We start from the raw sequence: 16,685 nt of genomic DNA on the forward strand, positions 1-16,685 counted from the left end.
TTGAAAGCGCTAAAAACAGAACATAGCCTTCAGTGTTGGTGGAAGTTCCCGATACACAGTCCATCAATTTAATTGTGCGTGTGTTCATGTTTGGTTTCCCCTTTTTCCCTTTTATAACAGTAAAATTATAATAAAAATTCCTCATCTTCAATTTCATCCTCCGCCTGAGGAAGAAATTCAGTCTTAAGACTAATGTTAATTAACGTGCCCTGGAAGAAATAGTTAGGCTGATATATTCGCAGGCCATTCGAGTCTTTGTGCTCCAAGAAAGCATTATTTGAGTAAAGAGTCAAGTCGCCCTTTAAATATTTAACATTTGATAACAAATAATACAAACCCAGACCCCTATTCCGTGGTGTTGATTTCGATGACACCTTACGTTTGAATGCAGCCCTAAGAGCATCTTCATCTGAAAGCCTGGCTTTTCCACCGGCCTCCCACATCGTGTTTATCTTGTCAGGAATGCCCACACCGAAATCACAGATGGCAGTTCTTATTTCTCCTAAGTTAGGGTAATATTGAGTGAGAACATAACCCGAAACAGGAGAAGCAGCATGGTCATCAATATTATTAAAGATTTCCTTCAGAGGTATTGAAAGCGACTCTAAATTTTTACCACTGAAGAAGTTTCTCTCAAAATAGTTTTTGGCCTCATTCGCATAGTTATCTATCATATCGCTGTTTACCTTCCATAAGCAAAACGTAGTGCTGATATGAGCGTGAGTGAACCTGTTCCTATTAAATCCTTCTGACCAATATTTGTAAAACTTTATATTGTTGAGGTAGTTGTTTAACGCCATACCACCTTCAACGAAATGAACCTTAATGCCTGCTTGATGATACTCCTCAATAAGACAAGCTAGAGAGACAAGGTGAAATGGCTGAAGGAAAGTAGCATAAGAAAAGTCTACTACCAACGTATCAATTGACTGTCCAGCTTGGTGAACTATCCTGTTTTCCCCAATAAAGTTGATCCACGCCTCATAGCTTCTAGTAACAACCCTGATTGTATAGATCTTCCCCATAGATTTTAAACGAGGCTGCAAAGGTACTGCTAATTATTTTATTAACAAACATGGGTGTTATATTAAAATTCTGAGCACCTGCATACCTACAACCTCCACAACTGGCAGTTAGTCGGGCCTTCCCCGGTGAACTCGTCTATACTGTTCAGATAGAAATAGCTCTGGTACTGGTCCAACCAGACCGGTATAGAGCAGTCGTAGTTCTGTACCTCCTGCGCTGTTAGAAGGAAAGGAGGGGTGATTCCTTTGCACCTGTCGAGTATCCCCTGAAGGACCCGATAGTAGAGCGGTATGAGGTTAGCAAAGCTAATCGGGGCAAATGAGCTCCGGGCAAAGCCTGCGACATAGTTACGGTCCAACACAGCAATACGCGGTGCAACCTTCTTTCTTACATACCCTTGCTCCTGATCGATCAGTTTCCAGCCGGGTCGGAGGTTTTCGTAGATTCCCCATCCGTAGGTCACATCAGGATCATCCTCGGAAGCCCGTTCCACCAGCACCTTATAGCCGGGTGGAAAAACATCATAGAGGCTAAGTCCTGAAATAGTCTTCACGGTTTTATGGAAGCCCTCCGGTTTTTTGTTGATCAGTTCAAACATCGGCAGATACAGCAGCCCGTCCCGTTCCTCACTTGCGGCAAAAGGTAATGTAATCACATCCTTTTCGGCTTCCAGCTGCTGGTCCTGAATGACCAGGAAACTATCCCCATTGGCAGGATTCTCTTCTTCTTCCTTGTAGCGGAACAAGCTCTTTTGGGCAAACTCACCGAAGCGGTATTGCACCGGAACCGGGCCGATGGTCACGAGCTTATCAGACCAGTCCAGGGCCCTTGCCTTATTTACTTCCAGATCCTGCATTGGCGTTAGCCGTAAGGTGTTGGAATAAGGGTCAAAGGCCGGCATGAGGTTGAAGAGCGCGAGTATTGCCTTAAAGAAGTCCTTCTGTTTGATGTCCGGCAGGTTGCGGGCAATGCTCCATTCTGTTTTAAAATAGGCCTCTTCGTCGTATTCGCCTGTAAGCGTACCTTCCGTTACCCAGGTATAGGCTGCACCGGGATCGGCCGGCCCTGCCATTTGCGCAAGCGTCAGGCTCACGCGATACTCTTCCGGGTTGTACTCCGTAGGAATATCAAAAGTGAATTCCGCTTTGTGCTTGCCTTTTGCTTCGACGGTATAGCGTTGATCGTTTAGAATCGTGTTGCCTTTGCGTAAGGTGGCAATGACTTCCGACACGCTTTGCTGGTTGCTCATGCGCTCCACATAGAAGTCATAAGTTACTTTAAGCTTGCCCCGATCAATGATCACGTCCGTTACCCCGAAGGTGCCCCCGGTATAGGGTCCTGAGTATTTCCGCGCGGCTAACCAAACTTTGCTATGGGCCGGGTAGTCATTACTGAAAGGAATAATCAAGTCATCATAGGTCAGGTTTTCAAAGGCAGTGGTTACCCCTGCTTCACTTAGGATCTGCTCCAGGATAGCCCGGGCAAAGACGCTAGGGTAATACGTGTGCTCCTCCTGGGGTTTGCCCCGATCGATGATGTCGTAGATGTACCCGTCCTGCCATACTCTTGTATAATAGCTGCCGTCTGATAGGCTCTGTGCGGTCCAGGGATGGTCGTACCGGCTCAAGTCCAGGTCCCGGATAGACTTGTCTCCCAGACGCTCGAAGAAGTCTACGGCTCCTGAGAACACCTGCAGCTCATACCCTTCTGCCGCCTGCTGTAAATAGATCCGGGGCATAGGTACCACTTCCGCCCCATCCTGCAGTACTGCTGCTTCCAGCTTCTGGTAAGGAGCCAGTCCTATGCTTCTGGGATCGTTGGCATTGTCCAGCAGCGCATTGTTGTTTTGAGTATAAGGCAGTGTCAGCGTGTTGCTGTAGCTGGACTGCACGGTATCAGGTTTGGTGATATCGTTCGATTGAACGGTCACAGCAAACACTGCGTCCGGCGCCAGGTCTGCCTTCTGTCCTTTGATGTAGAGTTCCATTAGCTGTTAGGAGGAGTTAATGAGAGTTCAACTGCCAGTTCATAGCTCTTCCTGCCCGGCTCCGGGTCCACGTTGCCCGGTACGACATACACATACTCCGGCTCCTGGCCATCTTTATGCAGCCATACCAGCTGGGAGGTATAGACTTCGCAGAGTGCTCTGTATTGATTGAAGTTGAGGCCTGCCGTACGGATGATCATGTTCGTGTTCCCGTTCTTCTGAGCGGCTCCCCTGAGGCCCGAAGACAAAGTATACTCTCCTGTTGCCTCGGATGAAAAAGGGTGCGACACCTTGCCGGAGAAGAGCCACCCTTCCACACCTCCCAGCGAGTTGAGCCAGCGCAGGTACACGCCCGGTGTACACGGTCTCACTACGATCGTCTTCACCTCGGTGTATACTTTGGGCGCATAGACACACCTGTTGTCATCGGTAGTGGCGACCGGGTCATAATTCTCCGCTTCCGGATCCGTGCAGCCATAGACGGGCGCTACATAGCCACAGGAAGGAGTGTTATACTCCAGCACATTGCCCCAACGTTCACCGCCGTTGCCGTCAGCCAGTACCTGCTGCAGGTTGAAGCCGTTGCACTCGTTTCTCAGGTAGGTACCGTCAGCCGGGTGCTCCGGGTCCGGATCCGGATCGGGGTCAGGGTCAGGATCAGGGGCAATGTATTCTTCGGCATAGGGGTATGACGAGATACCAATGAAGGTTTTACCTGCTGCCAGAAACTGGGCTCCCACGTTCTCATGCTGTACATCGGGAGGGCCTGCTATCTCAGCGTAGGCATCATCATACACGTGTACCTGATTGGTGACATCACTGTACCGGACATTGTAATTCTGTCCCCCACTGATTATAGTAAACAGGTCGTATAAGGCCATTTCTTTAGTTCTAATATATTAAAGTTGATGCAGGATCTCACGGATATTGGTCATAGTCACATTAAGATGTTTGCATTTTTATTACATATTTTTATATCTTGTACCATCTAAGCTCCAATATCTTCTTTCCATATGAAAACCCAGCCTGGTCTTTTCCCTTTACAGCTCACTCCCTTGCAGGCAAAAGCCTTAGCAGAACTTATCGCTCTAGGAGTAGACAAACCCTTTGCCCTAGAATCTATCGCCGACGAGATGCCGCTCCTGCAGGACTATGACAATGCAATAGAAGAAATCTACCTGGACTACCGTGCCGGATTAACTATTTAACCCGGTCGCGTCACTTCCACCCATGTACCGCAACTCCGCTTTACCTCTGCCTGGAAAACTTCAGGATCCGGGAGGTGAAGTGGTCCAAAGGATGGCTGCTCTTCGACTCGGGGATCAAGATGCCGTGCTGGATGATAGCTTCACCGATAACCTGCAAGATTTCTTTGATATTAGGCGTTATAGCTTTTTAGTCTCGAAGACCTCCCCTTTTTTCAGGAAGGGCATATGCTCAAAGTCTGCCGGTGTGACAAGGTGCGGGTGCTCCATGCCCAACAGCATAGCAGCCAGCTCCGAGCAGATATAGCCTCTGCCATTCTTCATAGGTTTTGGCTCCAACCCAAACCATTTTGAAAGGATAATGTGCCAACCTACTCTTAACAGGTCGCGCACCCCGTAAGGTTTGCCAAGGGCTTTGGAAAGATCGCCTTTGAGCAATTCACTCGGCACTTCCAAGGGTAACACAATTCTGTCTGACACACTCTCCCACCCCTTCCTTGTTTTGGGTGTTACCCCCTTGGCTATCGATTCTATCACGTCCCCCTGCTCAATGGCAATGTGGTTCCATTTCGAGCAAGTGAACACACGGATAAAGAGCGACAGGTAAGTGATAGGCTGTGCCCATCGGAAACGGTTGTGCACCAGCAGTATCTTAAAGGGTACCATCGGGCGGCGCTATAGGGTTTATAACTGAACCGTCTACCCGGTGCGTGTCATAGTCTCCGCTTCCTGGCTCCTGCTGCTGCTCCGGGGTGAGCTCGTTTACCGAGCCGTCTCCCAGGAAAACGGGCCAGTAATTGAAGCCTTTAATTTTGCGCATCCAGCCGTTGGGAATGAACCGACGGAAAGCAGGCCAGAACATAGCCGAAAAATCGGACTTGTCCTGCACATTGGCATCCATGTTCAGCGGCTGCGCCGTGAAAGCCAGAATCTGTGTGTTGTTGGCCAGTAACACCTGGTTAAATTTAGAGTGCACGCTGCTCAGCACGCCACGGCCCTGCTCGTCCGGCTCAAAATTGATAATGATCTGCTTGGGAAACTCCCGCACAGGTTGCCCTTTGCTTTTCACAGGATCGGGGTTTAAGATATCAAACCAGATCATCGGTATGCCTACGGCATTGTAGCCGGTGTTGATGGCGAAGCCCTCTCCGCCGCGCACTGTTTCTATTCTTTCAATCGCTTCCATATCTTAGGTATTGCTGTATTCAGTTAAAAGCATATCATAAATCTGGTTTTCCAAATAGGTATTATGTACCCCATGGAAAACGAAGGTGTCCATCATGCGCCCGGAAAGGGAGAAGCTGGCTTTTGCCCTGGAAAAGAGGCCGTAGTTTTGGAACTCGGCATTATAGAGGTCCAGGTTCGGTTCGGATTCGGCGCTCCCTGCCAGGTTGCGGAAGTACGTGGAGGTGGCCCCTGTCTTCACACACAGCACACAAAGCCCTGTGGAGCCGTCGAGTACAGTAAAGGGCACGACCTTTCCCTCCATCGTGAACGAGTTGGTAGCACCGCGCGAGGCCGTCCAATACTTAGAGTTCTGCAGGTTGCGCTTGTCCATTGCCATCACGTACTCGCCTGTGGCATCTGTGTCGTTGTCATCCCAAAGCAGTCCGAACAATCCTACATAGGCCACGGCGGTAGACTGGAAGACCTGGTAAATCGTGATTCTATTGTTGCGAATCGGCTGCGGCGTTTTCCCGAAATACCCCATAGCCGTGCCCGATAGCTGCGTGTAACCCTTGACCGGGTTGGCCTGGATGGTACCCTGGCGGCTCTCGAAGGGCGGGAACGCGTCCCCTTTTACTACATTGTAGAGCTTGGTAGCCTTGTCGGCCACCGCGTCATATCCAAAGCGGGGAGACACGGCCACGCGGAGATTGTCCAGCACGCCCAGCTTGTTAAACTTGGTGACGCACTTCTCCAGCCAGGCGGCATCCACGCCGGTCCCGCCCGCATTGGCCACTCGTTGTTGGTGGGCATGCACGAGCTGCTTGCTGCTGGACGCAATCCTTGAGGTATAGTGATGGAGCTTCATTACTCGCTGACCGGTTTGATGTGATAGTAAAGCCGGGTGGTTCCCGCAGGCCCCACACCCAGGCGAAGGTGCACTTTGTGACTTTGCCCTACCGCCGGAATAAATCCCACTTCATCTTCGGCAATGCCGTTGCTGATGGTCACCGTTGAGCTGCCATTATGCCGAAAACTCACAATCTTGGCATTGCCCAGGCGCGTGCCGGTATGGGCAATCGTGACTGCCCCGGTGATATCACCCAAGTGATACTCGTCTGTATTGTTGTCAAAATTCACCGTCAGCGTCCCGCTCGTAGCACCTGCCGCTTTCATTGAGCCGCCATTGCCCAAGGCTGCACTGATCTGTGTATTTACCCAGGAGAAAATACCGCCTGACTTGGCGCTGTTTTGACTGCCGGCAGTGGGCTGTTCATCCAGAACAATAGCGGGCCCTATCTCCGGTAATTGCTCAGGCGGCACCTTGCCACCTATTAAATCAGCCTTCAGCGGCAACGCATCTGTATTGGCCGTGATCCGCTGGTTGTGGCTGTTGAGCGTGGTCTGCAGGTTATCCACCTCATCAATGGTATGACCATGGCCAGTATCAGATTTACCATCCAACAACGCCACTACCCATGCCTTCAAGCGCGTGATAATGGTAGCCAGTAACGTCCTGTGTTGGCGACCGCTCGTCTTGGTTTCGTCTATCCTATTTGCGTCCGGATATACTTTGATTGTCTGGTTGATGGAGCCGGCTTTGGTTTCGTCCAGTAGCTCATCGAGGAGTTGTTCTTCGGGTATCATTAGTTAAAAAGTGAAATTGAGTACCTTATTATATTTTTAGTGTTTTTAATCCTATATTACTCCGCTGGCTTTAACCCTTTCTTGATAGATGTCAATCATCCCTCTTCTTCTGCTTGTGCCTTTGCTCCTCTACTGTTTTTACCGATTGCTTCGGGACATCAGAGCATATAAGGCGAAAAATAAGTTTAGGAACAGCCGGCTACACAGGCGCAAGAGGAAATAACCATTAGTTATACTCTAACTCATTCCATTCTAAATATTCATACTCCAGTGTCTCCAATGTATTGGTGCCCCTGTATTGATTCGTCAGGCATGCATTTATATATCGGGTACCTAAGGGCAATTCGTCAGCATTGAGATTGAAGAGCAGTTGCGTGTTCCGCTGCTGCACCAGTTCACTGGCTATGCTGATTTGCCTTCTGTTATGATCCAGATACACCCGTTCGAAATAGACCGGCTGGCGGATGTCTCCCATGGCAATGGCCAGTGTCATCGGTTCCCGGTCAAACAGCACCGGCTGCTCCTGGTAAGTGGCGAAGACTGGCAGTAACGGACTGTCTTCTGATACCACGATAACAGGATTGGACTCAGTGGCCCTATTCTCGGTAGTCAGGCTTATGGATACAGAAGCCGTACCGATGGGGAGCGGACCCATCTCATGGAGAAGAACCAAACCCCTGAGCGGTACCAGTGCTGATCTAATGGCAAGCTGACCACCTGACGCATCCAGGTATACCCGTTCAAAGTAGACTGCACGTCTGATGCCCTCGCTGATGGCGATGGTCAGCGTGAGCGGTTTCCCTTCAAACAGTATAGGCCTGTCTAACCTGGTAGCAAACTGTTTCATAACACGGTATAACCTGAATAGTCCGACACACCTGCTGGAAGTGCAGCTGCCACCGCATAGTGCACGTTCTCCTGATCCGTTAACTCTGCACCTTCCGAGTCCTTAAAGCGGCACCAGTAGGCGATCACGCCTGTTCCTGCTTCCACTACTTCCAGGCCTGCAGGAGGCCTTACTCTGATCCTGTCCCGTAAGACACTGCTGACATCCAGAACCGCCACGCCATTCCTGGTACTGGCTCTGAGCTTGCCTATTTCGGATTCGCCGGACAAGACAAGAGCTTCCACATAGCTGCCGGATGTGGCTACTTTGTAGAGCACCGGGTTGGGAAGCCTCCCGCCTACAGCGCTGAATTCTTTGGGTCTTTCCTGTATCTCCATTAGGCTGTTGCTTTGAGTAAAAACGCTGCGATCTCGCTGGTATAGGACTGGTAGAGCAGCTGCTCTACCTTCTCTACCAGTTTGTCATTTACTATTTCCGATATCACGCCTGTAGGCTTCTTGTGCCGGTAAGGCTTCGAACCTTCTTCGTGTATCTTCCGGGAGATGTAATAGTCCAGCGTATCTTCTGTGATCGGCAGGCCCTGTTCATCCAGCCCCCTGGGCTTCAGGTTATTCTCCTGGATGTATTCCCGCACATACCTCCTCACAGCACCATTGCCCATGTTCACGGTAGGACCCCGGCCCGTTTCATACGTCCAGATGTATTCACCCCCTACCAGCCGGAACTCTTTTTCATCCAGCTCATACCGGACCGTACCGGCCATCCGCTCCCGGTGGGAAGTAGGCAAGTACTGGCCGGCGTCGATGGTGGCGATGTTATAAGCCAACTGATCCACCAGCTGCTTGCCCAGCCTGTCGAGTTTCAGCTTTGTGCTCAGAAGCATAGACTGATCGGTAACTTCAGTTCAAACTCACAGGCAATGCCGCTTAACAACTGGTCTGTGTAGTTCTTGACCGGCGTGTCTCTGACCGCGATATCTCCTACTTCGTCTTCCTCCTGCAGCATGGCCAGGAAATGAGCAGAAACTACCTCCTGCCTGGCATAGATGACCTGCTCTTCCTTTGCTGACAGATCCACTGCTCCTTGCTCAAAGAAGCCGATCGTGACAGAGGCGGTCTTGTTCCCGGACTGGATGTTTCTATTACCGGAGATCGGATCCAGGTGAACGACCGGATATCCTTTCTCTTCCACGGCCAGCTTCAGGCTCAGGTCATTGCCACAATGAAAATGGCCCGAGCCGCCCAATGTCTCCAGGGCAATGCTTTCTATAAGGGCTTCTAGTTCTGCGTAAGTCATATTATCGTTGTTGACTCATGATGTCACGGTACTTCTCTTCATAGTCTGCTTTCTCGGTGTCCACACATAAAGCAGTATAGAACACGTCTGCCGATAACTTCAGCAACATGGTCAGACGGGACAGATCACCACTGCAGTAGCTGAGCAAAGTGGCGTAGAAGCCGTATTTCTCAAACTTCTCGATACCGGCCCGAAACTGTTCTTCTGTCGGGTCTTTGTCCAGTATCGGGGCATAGCGTTCATTCAGCCGGTTGCTCTCCTGCAGCACGTGCACCACTACTCCTATCGCTTCGGCCAAGGGTTGCTGAGTGGCTCTCTCTACCAGGTGTTGCGGGAAGCCGGCACCACTCATGACATATACCGAGTCGTATTCTTCCGGCCAGTGGTAAATGGCATAGAGGAAAGGAAACGCTTGCTCGGGCTCTTCCTCAAACTCCTTCACATACTTTCTACAGAGCTCCAACTTGCCGATCGTGTCCGCCCCCAGGTTCACAGCCAGCCAGTCGGGCTTGAATCCTACCGGCTCTGTGTCCAGTACTGCACTGACTGCAGCAAACAAAGCTTGCATGCCTTCATCAGCCTGGTTGTATTCTTCTATCGTCAGCCCACTGAGCAGGCATACTGCTTCGATTTTACCGGATGACACCACCTGCAAATACTCTCCCAGTGTCAACTCATACCAGCTGGTCTTGGCCTGGCGCTCTTCTCCGTTTAGGGTGTAGGTGATCATCGTTTTATTGTTTTCGCTTTTACCTTTCTTACTGGCTGGTGCACCCGCTCAATCGCCTGTACCAAATCATCTACCATATCATCATGCGCTCCCAAGGGGAAGGCGGCACACTGGCCTAAGAAATTGTCGATGTAACTTCCGTCTATCAGCACGACCCTTCCTGCCTCCACAAAAGGGGAAATGCCGTTCACCCTTACTTCCTTATCCGCATCAGGCGCCGGTGCTTCTACTATGTTGAGCGAGGTTTCCCGCTTCAATGTCTGTATCGTACTTTTCCCCGACGCTTTGGGCTCTATGTGTATTTTACTCTGGGAGCTATAGCCGTTCCGTTTGGCGAAAGCAGGCAGCTCCTTTATCAAGTCCGGGAATTCCAGCCACTGCTCCGACACATCCCGGATATAAAGAGTCGGTGCGATGTAACAGGAGGCCATCATAGCAGTCGGGTCGTTTTTCTGATCCTTGGTATAAGCCGTGTCCGCGTCGAACTGCCAGACCACCTGCTTACCCTTCGTTACCACCTGAAACTCTTCCCAGGTCATGCGGCCGAACCAGGCTTTCTTTAACTTACCACCCCCGTCCGGAGTCGGCACCTGCCCGATCTGCCCTGCATACCCATAGCTTCCGAGATCTTCCTTTAACTTATCGAGTGCAGAGCGGTCCAACCGGTTCACATCCATCAGCCCGTTCACGTAGTACTTACGCACCCGGGACGGCTTCACGTGATCAGACAGCTCCCCAGGCAGACAAATATGGTTGACGCTCTTTTTCTTCTTCAGCCAGTCCCCTGTTGGGTCCAGCTCATGCAGACGCTGCATGACCATGATCGTGACCGTTCGCTTCTTGTTGGTCTTTCGTGTAGAGAGCGTGGTACCGGAGAATCTATTGGCTGTTTTCCTGGCCTTGGTGCTCTCTGCCTCCTCCGGATTGATCGGGTCATCGTTGATGATGAAGTCCCCGTGCATACCTGTTACCCTGCCTCCTGTTGAGGTAGTGAAGCGCTCCCCCTTCTTCGTATTCTTGAAGGCTGACTTACCGTCACTGTCCTTTTTGAACTCGATCAGTCCCGGGTAATAGCGTTCAAACTTATCCGACTTCAAACAGTCCCTCGTTTTGACTGCATGCGCGATACTCAGATCAGCGGCATAACTGGAGGAGATCAAACGTATGCTCGGATTCCTTACCCAGAGCCAGGCCGGGAACAGCTGCGTGACGATGGTGGACTTCGAAGATCCCGGAGGAACGTTGATGATCACATCATCCTGCGTCTCTCCTCCTTCCCATGCCTCGTATACTTTCTGCAGTTCATCGCATATGAACTGAATATGCCAGTTCGGTACCAGCTCCACCGCTTCGATCGTCTCCCAGAACTCCAGGAAGAACCGATAAAAGGAACGTTTGCACCGCTCACCGTAAGCGATGTTAAGCGCTGTACTGTCAGCCATGACGCACCTTCTCCTGCAGTGCAATCCACGTATCCAGCTCCTGATCCGATAGCCTGCCCAAATCGATCGGCGTTGTATCTACTGAGCCGTTTATCTCTTTCTTATCTGCCAGGCCCAGATCACGGGCTATGATGTTGGCATTGAACACGCCAACAGCCGCCCCTTCAAACTTCTGGGTATAGATGATTTCCTCTATGCGTGTGATGACCGTCAGAAAATCTTCCGAGCCCTGCGGTGGATTGCTCTTGAACTCCCGGAAATAAGACTGGCTGCAGTCCAGGTAAAGGCACAGTCCAGAGAGGGTGTATGGCCGTGCCGTAGGTATCTCCACGATGGTAACCGCCCGTGTACCTTTCACATCTTTGATAGTAATGGGTTTTTTCAGTTGCTCGGTCTTCAGCCAGGGATTGGAATCGCACCACTTGAAATAGTCGCACGCCGCTTTCCACAGCAAATCAGCAGAGGCAAATAGTTTGTCTCTGCCATGCTTAGTGCGTTGTTTCCAGAAAGCGTTTTTCTTAGGAGCAGTCATTTAGTTATTTTACTACATACTACACATCAAATATAGTAAAATAACTAATACTAATTTCTAATAATAAATTCCCGAAAAAGTGTTGGTCCTAACCAAAATAAGGCTTCCGAACCATTTTTCAGAAGTTATATGATTCTTAAGATTACCAGGCCTTCTTCAAGAGCAAGAGTGAACTTGAATTAAATATTAAAACATTTAGATATTTGAAATATCTAATATAATCACCAAATTGGCCCTTATTTTAACCCTAACCCTTCCCATTGATGAAAGCAAAAGTTTTTCTCCTAGTTCTTCTGAGCCTAGCCTGTTGTTACAGCGCCACTGGGCAAACTATTCCTTACAGGTTTAAGACCACTCCTTTGCCGGACACCAAGGAGGAACAAGAGGATTTCATCTCCAGACAAGGTAAAGCAGCTTTATTCAGTAAACAGTACAGAACATACTTTAAGAATCGCGCGATTAGCCCCTTCTACAATGATTTAAGAGCTGATACAAAGGCTTTAGAAGCTAGTTTAAGACAGGATATCACTACCATATACTCCCAAAAGAAATCCGACAAGCAGAAAGAATTCAAAGCCGCCAAAAGTCCAGCTGAGGCAATAAGGCTAAAAGGCGAACTCGATGCACTGATAATCGAGGAGGAAGAGCAGTTAAGCAAACTTATCACTCTCGAACATTTAGCGAAAGAATATGACTATAGGTCAAGGACCGCAAGAAGGTTCAACCTTTTCCATGTATGGTATGCTCCAGACGCACAGACTCATTACAATGCTTCTGCTAGTGACAAGAACTCAAAGTTTCTGAATAACACTCTTATAGCTTACTCTCCTCAGGGTAGTACCGTATCGATTTTCAATGAGATTTATGCCGACTATTTTGGCCCTGTCAGATTAGGATTCGGCGCATTGGTAGCCGATGGTGGCGAAGAAGAGGAGGACAGTACCCCGCCCAATAGCCAAGAGGAGTTAACACCTTCAGAGAAAGATGCTGTTCAGAGGCTGCTCGGCGGCGGCGGCAATGCTGTACTGAATGCCAGTTACCCATTTTTTGATTTGAGAAACAGAGCTGCCAACTTTAACATGAAGCTTGCATTCGTGCCTAAATCCGCGGTGGACATCCCAGAAATAGGCACTGAGAGTGGTGATTTCTCTTTTCACTGGAACGCGGGTGTTGAGGGAAGCATTTTCTACAATGGACTCCTAAACAACCTAACCCTATTCACTAACTTCAGATTCGCGGTCGTTGATGGCAACAAGAACTTTTACCAGTATCTTGGCAAGGAGAAAAGAGATGCTTTTTGGTTTAACCAAATATCCGGTGGCTTAGCTATCAACTCGACATTTAGACTGAGTTACAATTATTATTTCGGTAGTAAATTCTCCAATGAGACACTACCCTATAATGTCTCACTGGCTATCGTCCCTAATCAATAATCAGAGTTTGGCATTCGATAAAAGGCGGCCAGAGTTGAATTGCTCTGACCGCCTTTTATCGTTCAATCACCTGTGATGTGGTCCCAGGCATGTCCTACACTACCTTCTATGCGTCGGATTGGCGTCTCAACTATAGGCCCATCGTATGCCTGTGCAAAGCGCTCCTTATCAACGCACCAAGTGTCACACTCGTTCGGGTCCTTGCAGCTGCATTTGGGTAGTTGCTTGGCTCTGGCTTCCTCTATTCTCTGATGAAAGCTTTCTGTATCGGATGAAGTTCTCATGCTTTAATTTACTAAATATTTTAGATTAAAACTAACTATATTAGTAATCATGTTGAAAGGTATAAGTTATCAACAGAAGGAGTATTCCGTATATTTGCTTGGGTTGCGGTTCGCCGGTGAGCCTAAACAGTTCGACCGGGATGACCGACAACTTATGGGGGTAGAGCGATCCAACCCCGATCCAGGCGGGGAGGCGAGGTTATTCGCCTCCCCGTTCTGCTACCAGCACCATTCCTGTTAAGACCTGAAGTGCGTCCTCAGTACTGGCGAACCTGGCTCTTTGCCGGGCTTCCATCTTTTGTAGTTGAAGATCCATTGGTTATGATTGAGTTCTAAGCAAAAAGCACATCCTTTTAAACTCCCTTAGGGTATAACCATCATGAGTCATTTCTATAAAGTAAAGCTACAACTTAATAATAGCTCGGCCGTGGTTTGGATTGCCGTCAGAGCCAGTAGTGTGGGAGAAGCTATTGTCATAGCGGATAACAGAAGCATTGACTCTCCTTTCAGAATTTGCTGCAACTCGGTTACTGAAATCACAACTGATGAGTACCAGGAAATGATTGATGATACTCGTCAGACCCCTTATTTGTTGTGATACATTGTTTTGAAGTGCCCCTCTCCTTATAAATGGAGTAGGGCTATTAAGGGATTATTCTGATACAGTTACAGAGCCTTCCAGAGCTTGCCTGATTGTCTTGAGTGCCTTTGGCTTGAGTAACTGATCAGGTGTGAAGCGCAGGACCTTTATACCCATTGCCTGCGCCTCACATCTATCACCTGCTATAACTGGGGAAAACCTGAAGTGGTAACGCCTTTGCCTTTTTTGATGTACTTCAGAAAAGCCTCGTACTCCATAAAGTCCATCGGCTCCGCATGGCTTTTGGCAATGCCTTTAGTGAGACTGCAAAAGTTGTACACCTTGTTCAGGGTCAGTCCAGTTCCGCGCTTGTTGTAGTACTTGATGTGCCCGTAGTCCCGGAAGTACTCAATGTTCTCCGCCGTGCTCCTGGTAGGATCTATCAGGTTACTGAAAGAGACAAAGAAATCGCAGTTATCGAGTATCTTCCCCGAACCACGCACATACTCCGAGACATCCCGCATGTACTGTTTGGCTTCCTTGGTCGTGTGGCAGATCAGGATGATGAACAGGTTCTCCTGGTTGGCCAGATCCTTCAGTTCTGCCGTGTGCTGCTCAAAGCGTTCGCTTTCTGAACCTTTGCCGCCCATCATGCTGAGCCCGTCTATCGCCAGAATCTGCACCGGCCCGTACAGCTCCTTTGCCCGTTGCAGGTCCTTGAAGTATTTATCCGTTGTCATTTTGGAGACATTGGAAAGGATCAGCCCATCGCTAAGCCTTCTGGCTGCTTCTTTCATTTTCAGCTTCAGGTCCTCCTTATCCTGCTTCACCCACGACCTGTAAAATACGCTTGGTGCCATCCCATTCTCAGCCGGGAAAGAAACATCGAGCGTCCTGTTGACCATCTCTACCTTACCCATCTCCATGCTGCTGTACATAGCGCGGGCCTCATAATTGATGATGTTCTGAGCTACCACATTCAGGGCTCCATAGCTTTTCCTAGTCCCGCCTTTTCCGATAAAAGCACCCAGGCGCCCCTGGAAGTTAAACTCCTGGTCAGCGTTTATCTCATCGAAAAGGCAGCTTATCGGCGTGGGATCCGCCGTGTAGTAGTCCGCCCATTCGCTGAACCAGTCATAGAAGTTCTCCACTCCCATCGCCGCCTGCCTGGTCTGCTGCTTTTCAGCCCTGTTGGGCAACGTCCGCTTAAAGGCCGAGTGCACGAGCGTCTTCACCTCATCGTAAGGCAGCGGAGCTGCAGAGCCGCCATTGATGATATTCACCAGCTGGAGCACTTGGTGCTCGGAGAATTCGGACTTGTCGAAGATGTAGGCCGCCTGTTTGAACAGGTCGTTGTTCCTGCTACCGGTTACGGGCGGGAAAAATGTCTGACCGTTCTCCTGCTTCACCTGTGCTTTCTGGCTGTGGTTGTAGCTGCCGGTATCGAAGCTCAGCGCGTACTGCCACAGGCCCTGCAGATCTGCCACTGCCGTGATTTGCGAAGGGGCTACCTCGAACCTGTAGGCTTTCGGCTGAGCCGCCAGTGCCTTGATCTGCTCGATAGACAGGGTCGTCAGCTCCTCATAGGTCAGCCCGATCTTGTAGAGGCCGCTCTTCCTGTTGCAGGAGTTGAGCAACCGGAAAATACGGTTGGGGCTGTAGATGCTCAGGTCCATGAGATTGTAGACCTGCTTTTTGGCCTCCTTCACCGCCTGCTGAATGGCTTCCATGCTTACCTCGAAGCACTCCATCAGGATGCGTACGGCCAACACCTTCATCCGCTCCGGCAGCTCCCGGGATGGTTCAAACCCACCGAACAGGTTCTGGTGCAGCCCGATGTGGAACCCTTTGTTGCCCGAGAAGGAAATGAACAGGCTCTTGGGATTCACGTTGAGCATGTTGTAGAGCAGGAGACAGAAGTTACGGGCCATCTCCAGGGACTCCTCCAGGTTCTCGCTGTCGATGTCGAAGTACAGGTACTTGCAGAAGAAGTTGCCTTTGAAGCCCTGTACACTCTTTGCGATGCGCAGATGCTCGTAAATGCTGTTGTCATACCCGAACATCGAGAGGTAGCACTCTTCAGGGGTAGGGGAAAGCTCAATATCGGACTCCCTGATCACCGTGTTGCGGTTGTTCAGGGCGGTACAGTATTCAAAGTTCATCAGGATGCGTTTCGTTTAAGCCAGGTAAGAAGGGTAAGGTAGACGGATACTTTGGAGGTTATTTTGCTCCAGTTGCCCATGCTGCGTAAGGTTTCCACCACCGGGTCTATTCCGCTTTCCCGCAACACAGGCAAAATCTGATTGGGCGTTGGCTGCCGCTCCAGTTTCCGAACCCGCGAGAGTATATCATCCTTGCTGTACCACCGGAAGAAGTTATCCCACGTCTCCTGGTCCTCTTCCGACAGGGCTTCGTATTGCGCCTCCACTTCACGCACATGGAGTTCAGCCTTCGTCAGAGGTTTAGATGGTGCTGAGCCGGCAGGCGGACCATCTGTTTTATTGTTTTT

18 protein-coding genes are annotated in these 16,685 nt (G+C 49.8%); 2 read left to right on the forward strand and 16 right to left on the reverse strand.

The features are described 5' to 3' along the window. Positions 1 to 125: 125 nt before the first annotated feature. From OB13_RS10865 to OB13_RS10875, 3 genes are all read right to left on the reverse strand, one after another. The gene (locus OB13_RS10865; RefSeq protein ID WP_461490188.1) at positions 126 to 1,025 is read right to left on the reverse strand and encodes an ATP-binding protein; all 900 of its coding nucleotides are present in this window, start codon (positions 1,023 to 1,025) and stop codon (positions 126 to 128) included. A gap of 86 nt (positions 1,026 to 1,111) precedes the next feature. Beyond that, on the reverse strand, positions 1,112 to 3,013 hold the full coding sequence (locus OB13_RS10870) for a hypothetical protein (RefSeq protein WP_461490189.1): 1,902 nt from the start codon (positions 3,011 to 3,013) through the stop codon (positions 1,112 to 1,114). Beyond that, complete coding sequence (locus OB13_RS10875; RefSeq protein ID WP_461490190.1) at positions 3,013 to 3,894, reverse strand: hypothetical protein; 882 nt, start codon at positions 3,892 to 3,894, stop codon at positions 3,013 to 3,015. Before OB13_RS10875 ends, OB13_RS10870 begins: the two co-directional genes overlap by 1 nt. Before the next feature lie 132 nt (positions 3,895 to 4,026). Between OB13_RS10875 and OB13_RS10880 the strand changes: the two genes are divergently transcribed. Continuing rightward, positions 4,027 to 4,221, forward strand: a complete 195-nt coding sequence (locus tag OB13_RS10880; protein WP_461490191.1) for a hypothetical protein — start codon at positions 4,027 to 4,029, stop codon at positions 4,219 to 4,221. A 177-nt stretch (positions 4,222 to 4,398) separates the two neighbouring features. On the opposite strand, the gene OB13_RS10885 is transcribed toward OB13_RS10880, so the two are convergent. The 11 genes from OB13_RS10885 to OB13_RS10935 all read right to left on the reverse strand — a co-directional run bounded on the left by OB13_RS10885 (position 4,399) and on the right by OB13_RS10935 (position 11,879). Then, positions 4,399 to 4,884 (reverse strand): hypothetical protein, encoded by a 486-nt coding sequence (locus OB13_RS10885; RefSeq protein WP_461490192.1) that lies wholly within the window; start codon positions 4,882 to 4,884, stop codon positions 4,399 to 4,401. Further along, positions 4,871 to 5,404, reverse strand: a complete 534-nt coding sequence (locus OB13_RS10890) for a hypothetical protein (protein WP_461490193.1) — start codon at positions 5,402 to 5,404, stop codon at positions 4,871 to 4,873. Before OB13_RS10890 ends, OB13_RS10885 begins: the two co-directional genes overlap by 14 nt. A 3-nt stretch (positions 5,405 to 5,407) precedes the next feature. After that, positions 5,408 to 6,253: a hypothetical protein gene (locus OB13_RS10895; protein ID WP_461490194.1), complete on the reverse strand. Its 846-nt coding sequence runs from the start codon at positions 6,251 to 6,253 to the stop codon at positions 5,408 to 5,410. After that, positions 6,253 to 7,032 carry a phage tail fiber repeat family protein gene (locus OB13_RS10900; protein WP_461490195.1) on the reverse strand — a complete coding sequence of 260 codons (780 nt, stop codon included), beginning with the start codon at positions 7,030 to 7,032 and terminating at the stop codon, positions 6,253 to 6,255. The genes OB13_RS10895 and OB13_RS10900 overlap by 1 nt, the downstream gene beginning before the upstream one ends. Before the next feature lie 226 nt (positions 7,033 to 7,258). Then, entirely contained in the window at positions 7,259 to 7,879 is a 621-nt protein-coding gene (locus OB13_RS10905; RefSeq protein ID WP_461490196.1) for a hypothetical protein, read from the reverse strand. After that, positions 7,876 to 8,256, reverse strand: a complete 381-nt coding sequence (locus tag OB13_RS10910) for a hypothetical protein (protein WP_461490197.1) — start codon at positions 8,254 to 8,256, stop codon at positions 7,876 to 7,878. The genes OB13_RS10905 and OB13_RS10910 overlap by 4 nt, the downstream gene beginning before the upstream one ends. Continuing rightward, on the reverse strand, positions 8,256 to 8,762 hold the full coding sequence (locus OB13_RS10915; RefSeq protein WP_461490198.1) for a hypothetical protein: 507 nt from the start codon (positions 8,760 to 8,762) through the stop codon (positions 8,256 to 8,258). The genes OB13_RS10910 and OB13_RS10915 overlap by 1 nt, the downstream gene beginning before the upstream one ends. Then, positions 8,753 to 9,175 carry a hypothetical protein gene (locus OB13_RS10920; RefSeq protein ID WP_461490199.1) on the reverse strand — a complete coding sequence of 141 codons (423 nt, stop codon included), beginning with the start codon at positions 9,173 to 9,175 and terminating at the stop codon, positions 8,753 to 8,755. The genes OB13_RS10915 and OB13_RS10920 overlap by 10 nt, the downstream gene beginning before the upstream one ends. Position 9,176: 1 nt before the next feature. Further along, positions 9,177 to 9,905, reverse strand: coding sequence for a hypothetical protein (locus OB13_RS10925; protein ID WP_461490200.1), 729 nt, complete (start codon positions 9,903 to 9,905; stop codon positions 9,177 to 9,179). Beyond that, on the reverse strand, positions 9,902 to 11,347 hold the full coding sequence (terL, locus tag OB13_RS10930; protein ID WP_461490201.1) for a phage terminase large subunit: 1,446 nt from the start codon (positions 11,345 to 11,347) through the stop codon (positions 9,902 to 9,904). The genes OB13_RS10925 and terL overlap by 4 nt, the downstream gene beginning before the upstream one ends. Further along, the gene (locus tag OB13_RS10935) at positions 11,340 to 11,879 is read right to left on the reverse strand and encodes a DNA-packaging protein (protein ID WP_461490202.1); all 540 of its coding nucleotides are present in this window, start codon (positions 11,877 to 11,879) and stop codon (positions 11,340 to 11,342) included. The genes terL and OB13_RS10935 overlap by 8 nt, the downstream gene beginning before the upstream one ends. Before the next feature lie 263 nt (positions 11,880 to 12,142). Here OB13_RS10935 and OB13_RS10940 point away from each other — a divergent pair, with 263 nt between their 5' ends. Then, positions 12,143 to 13,312, forward strand: a complete 1,170-nt coding sequence (locus OB13_RS10940) for a hypothetical protein (protein ID WP_461490203.1) — start codon at positions 12,143 to 12,145, stop codon at positions 13,310 to 13,312. 1,067 nt (positions 13,313 to 14,379) lie between these two features. On the opposite strand, the gene OB13_RS10945 is transcribed toward OB13_RS10940, so the two are convergent. Together OB13_RS10945 and OB13_RS10950 are read right to left on the reverse strand one after the other, a co-directional pair. Then, on the reverse strand, positions 14,380 to 16,338 hold the full coding sequence (locus OB13_RS10945) for a DnaB-like helicase C-terminal domain-containing protein (protein WP_461490204.1): 1,959 nt from the start codon (positions 16,336 to 16,338) through the stop codon (positions 14,380 to 14,382). Continuing rightward, the coding region (locus OB13_RS10950; protein ID WP_461490205.1) for a hypothetical protein at positions 16,338 to 16,685 on the reverse strand (348 nt) is incomplete at its 5' end. The genes OB13_RS10945 and OB13_RS10950, both read right to left, overlap by 1 nt.

This window comes from Pontibacter sp. HJ8 (genome assembly GCF_054824225.1).

What these genes read in the sequence shown, in the direction of transcription:
- OB13_RS10940 (WP_461490203.1), top strand. Translation starts at nt 12,143, where the DNA reads ATGAAAGCAAAAGTTTTTCTCCTAGTTCTTCTGAGCCTAGCCTGTTGT.
- OB13_RS10870 (WP_461490189.1), bottom strand. Translation starts at nt 3,013, where the DNA reads ATGGAACTCTACATCAAAGGACAGAAGGCAGACCTGGCGCCGGACGCA.
- OB13_RS10880 (WP_461490191.1), top strand. Translation starts at nt 4,027, where the DNA reads ATGAAAACCCAGCCTGGTCTTTTCCCTTTACAGCTCACTCCCTTGCAG.
- OB13_RS10865 (WP_461490188.1), bottom strand. Translation starts at nt 1,025, where the DNA reads ATGGGGAAGATCTATACAATCAGGGTTGTTACTAGAAGCTATGAGGCG.
- OB13_RS10895 (WP_461490194.1), bottom strand. Translation starts at nt 6,253, where the DNA reads ATGAAGCTCCATCACTATACCTCAAGGATTGCGTCCAGCAGCAAGCAG.
- OB13_RS10920 (WP_461490199.1), bottom strand. Translation starts at nt 9,175, where the DNA reads ATGACTTACGCAGAACTAGAAGCCCTTATAGAAAGCATTGCCCTGGAG.
- OB13_RS10900 (WP_461490195.1), bottom strand. Translation starts at nt 7,032, where the DNA reads ATGATACCCGAAGAACAACTCCTCGATGAGCTACTGGACGAAACCAAA.
- OB13_RS10905 (WP_461490196.1), bottom strand. Translation starts at nt 7,879, where the DNA reads ATGAAACAGTTTGCTACCAGGTTAGACAGGCCTATACTGTTTGAAGGG.
- OB13_RS10945 (WP_461490204.1), bottom strand. Translation starts at nt 16,338, where the DNA reads ATGAACTTTGAATACTGTACCGCCCTGAACAACCGCAACACGGTGATC.
- OB13_RS10890 (WP_461490193.1), bottom strand. Translation starts at nt 5,404, where the DNA reads ATGGAAGCGATTGAAAGAATAGAAACAGTGCGCGGCGGAGAGGGCTTC.
- OB13_RS10875 (WP_461490190.1), bottom strand. Translation starts at nt 3,894, where the DNA reads ATGGCCTTATACGACCTGTTTACTATAATCAGTGGGGGACAGAATTAC.
- OB13_RS10915 (WP_461490198.1), bottom strand. Translation starts at nt 8,762, where the DNA reads ATGCTTCTGAGCACAAAGCTGAAACTCGACAGGCTGGGCAAGCAGCTG.
- terL (WP_461490201.1), bottom strand. Translation starts at nt 11,347, where the DNA reads ATGGCTGACAGTACAGCGCTTAACATCGCTTACGGTGAGCGGTGCAAA.
- OB13_RS10935 (WP_461490202.1), bottom strand. Translation starts at nt 11,879, where the DNA reads ATGACTGCTCCTAAGAAAAACGCTTTCTGGAAACAACGCACTAAGCAT.
- OB13_RS10910 (WP_461490197.1), bottom strand. Translation starts at nt 8,256, where the DNA reads ATGGAGATACAGGAAAGACCCAAAGAATTCAGCGCTGTAGGCGGGAGG.
- OB13_RS10925 (WP_461490200.1), bottom strand. Translation starts at nt 9,905, where the DNA reads ATGATCACCTACACCCTAAACGGAGAAGAGCGCCAGGCCAAGACCAGC.
- OB13_RS10885 (WP_461490192.1), bottom strand. Translation starts at nt 4,884, where the DNA reads ATGGTACCCTTTAAGATACTGCTGGTGCACAACCGTTTCCGATGGGCA.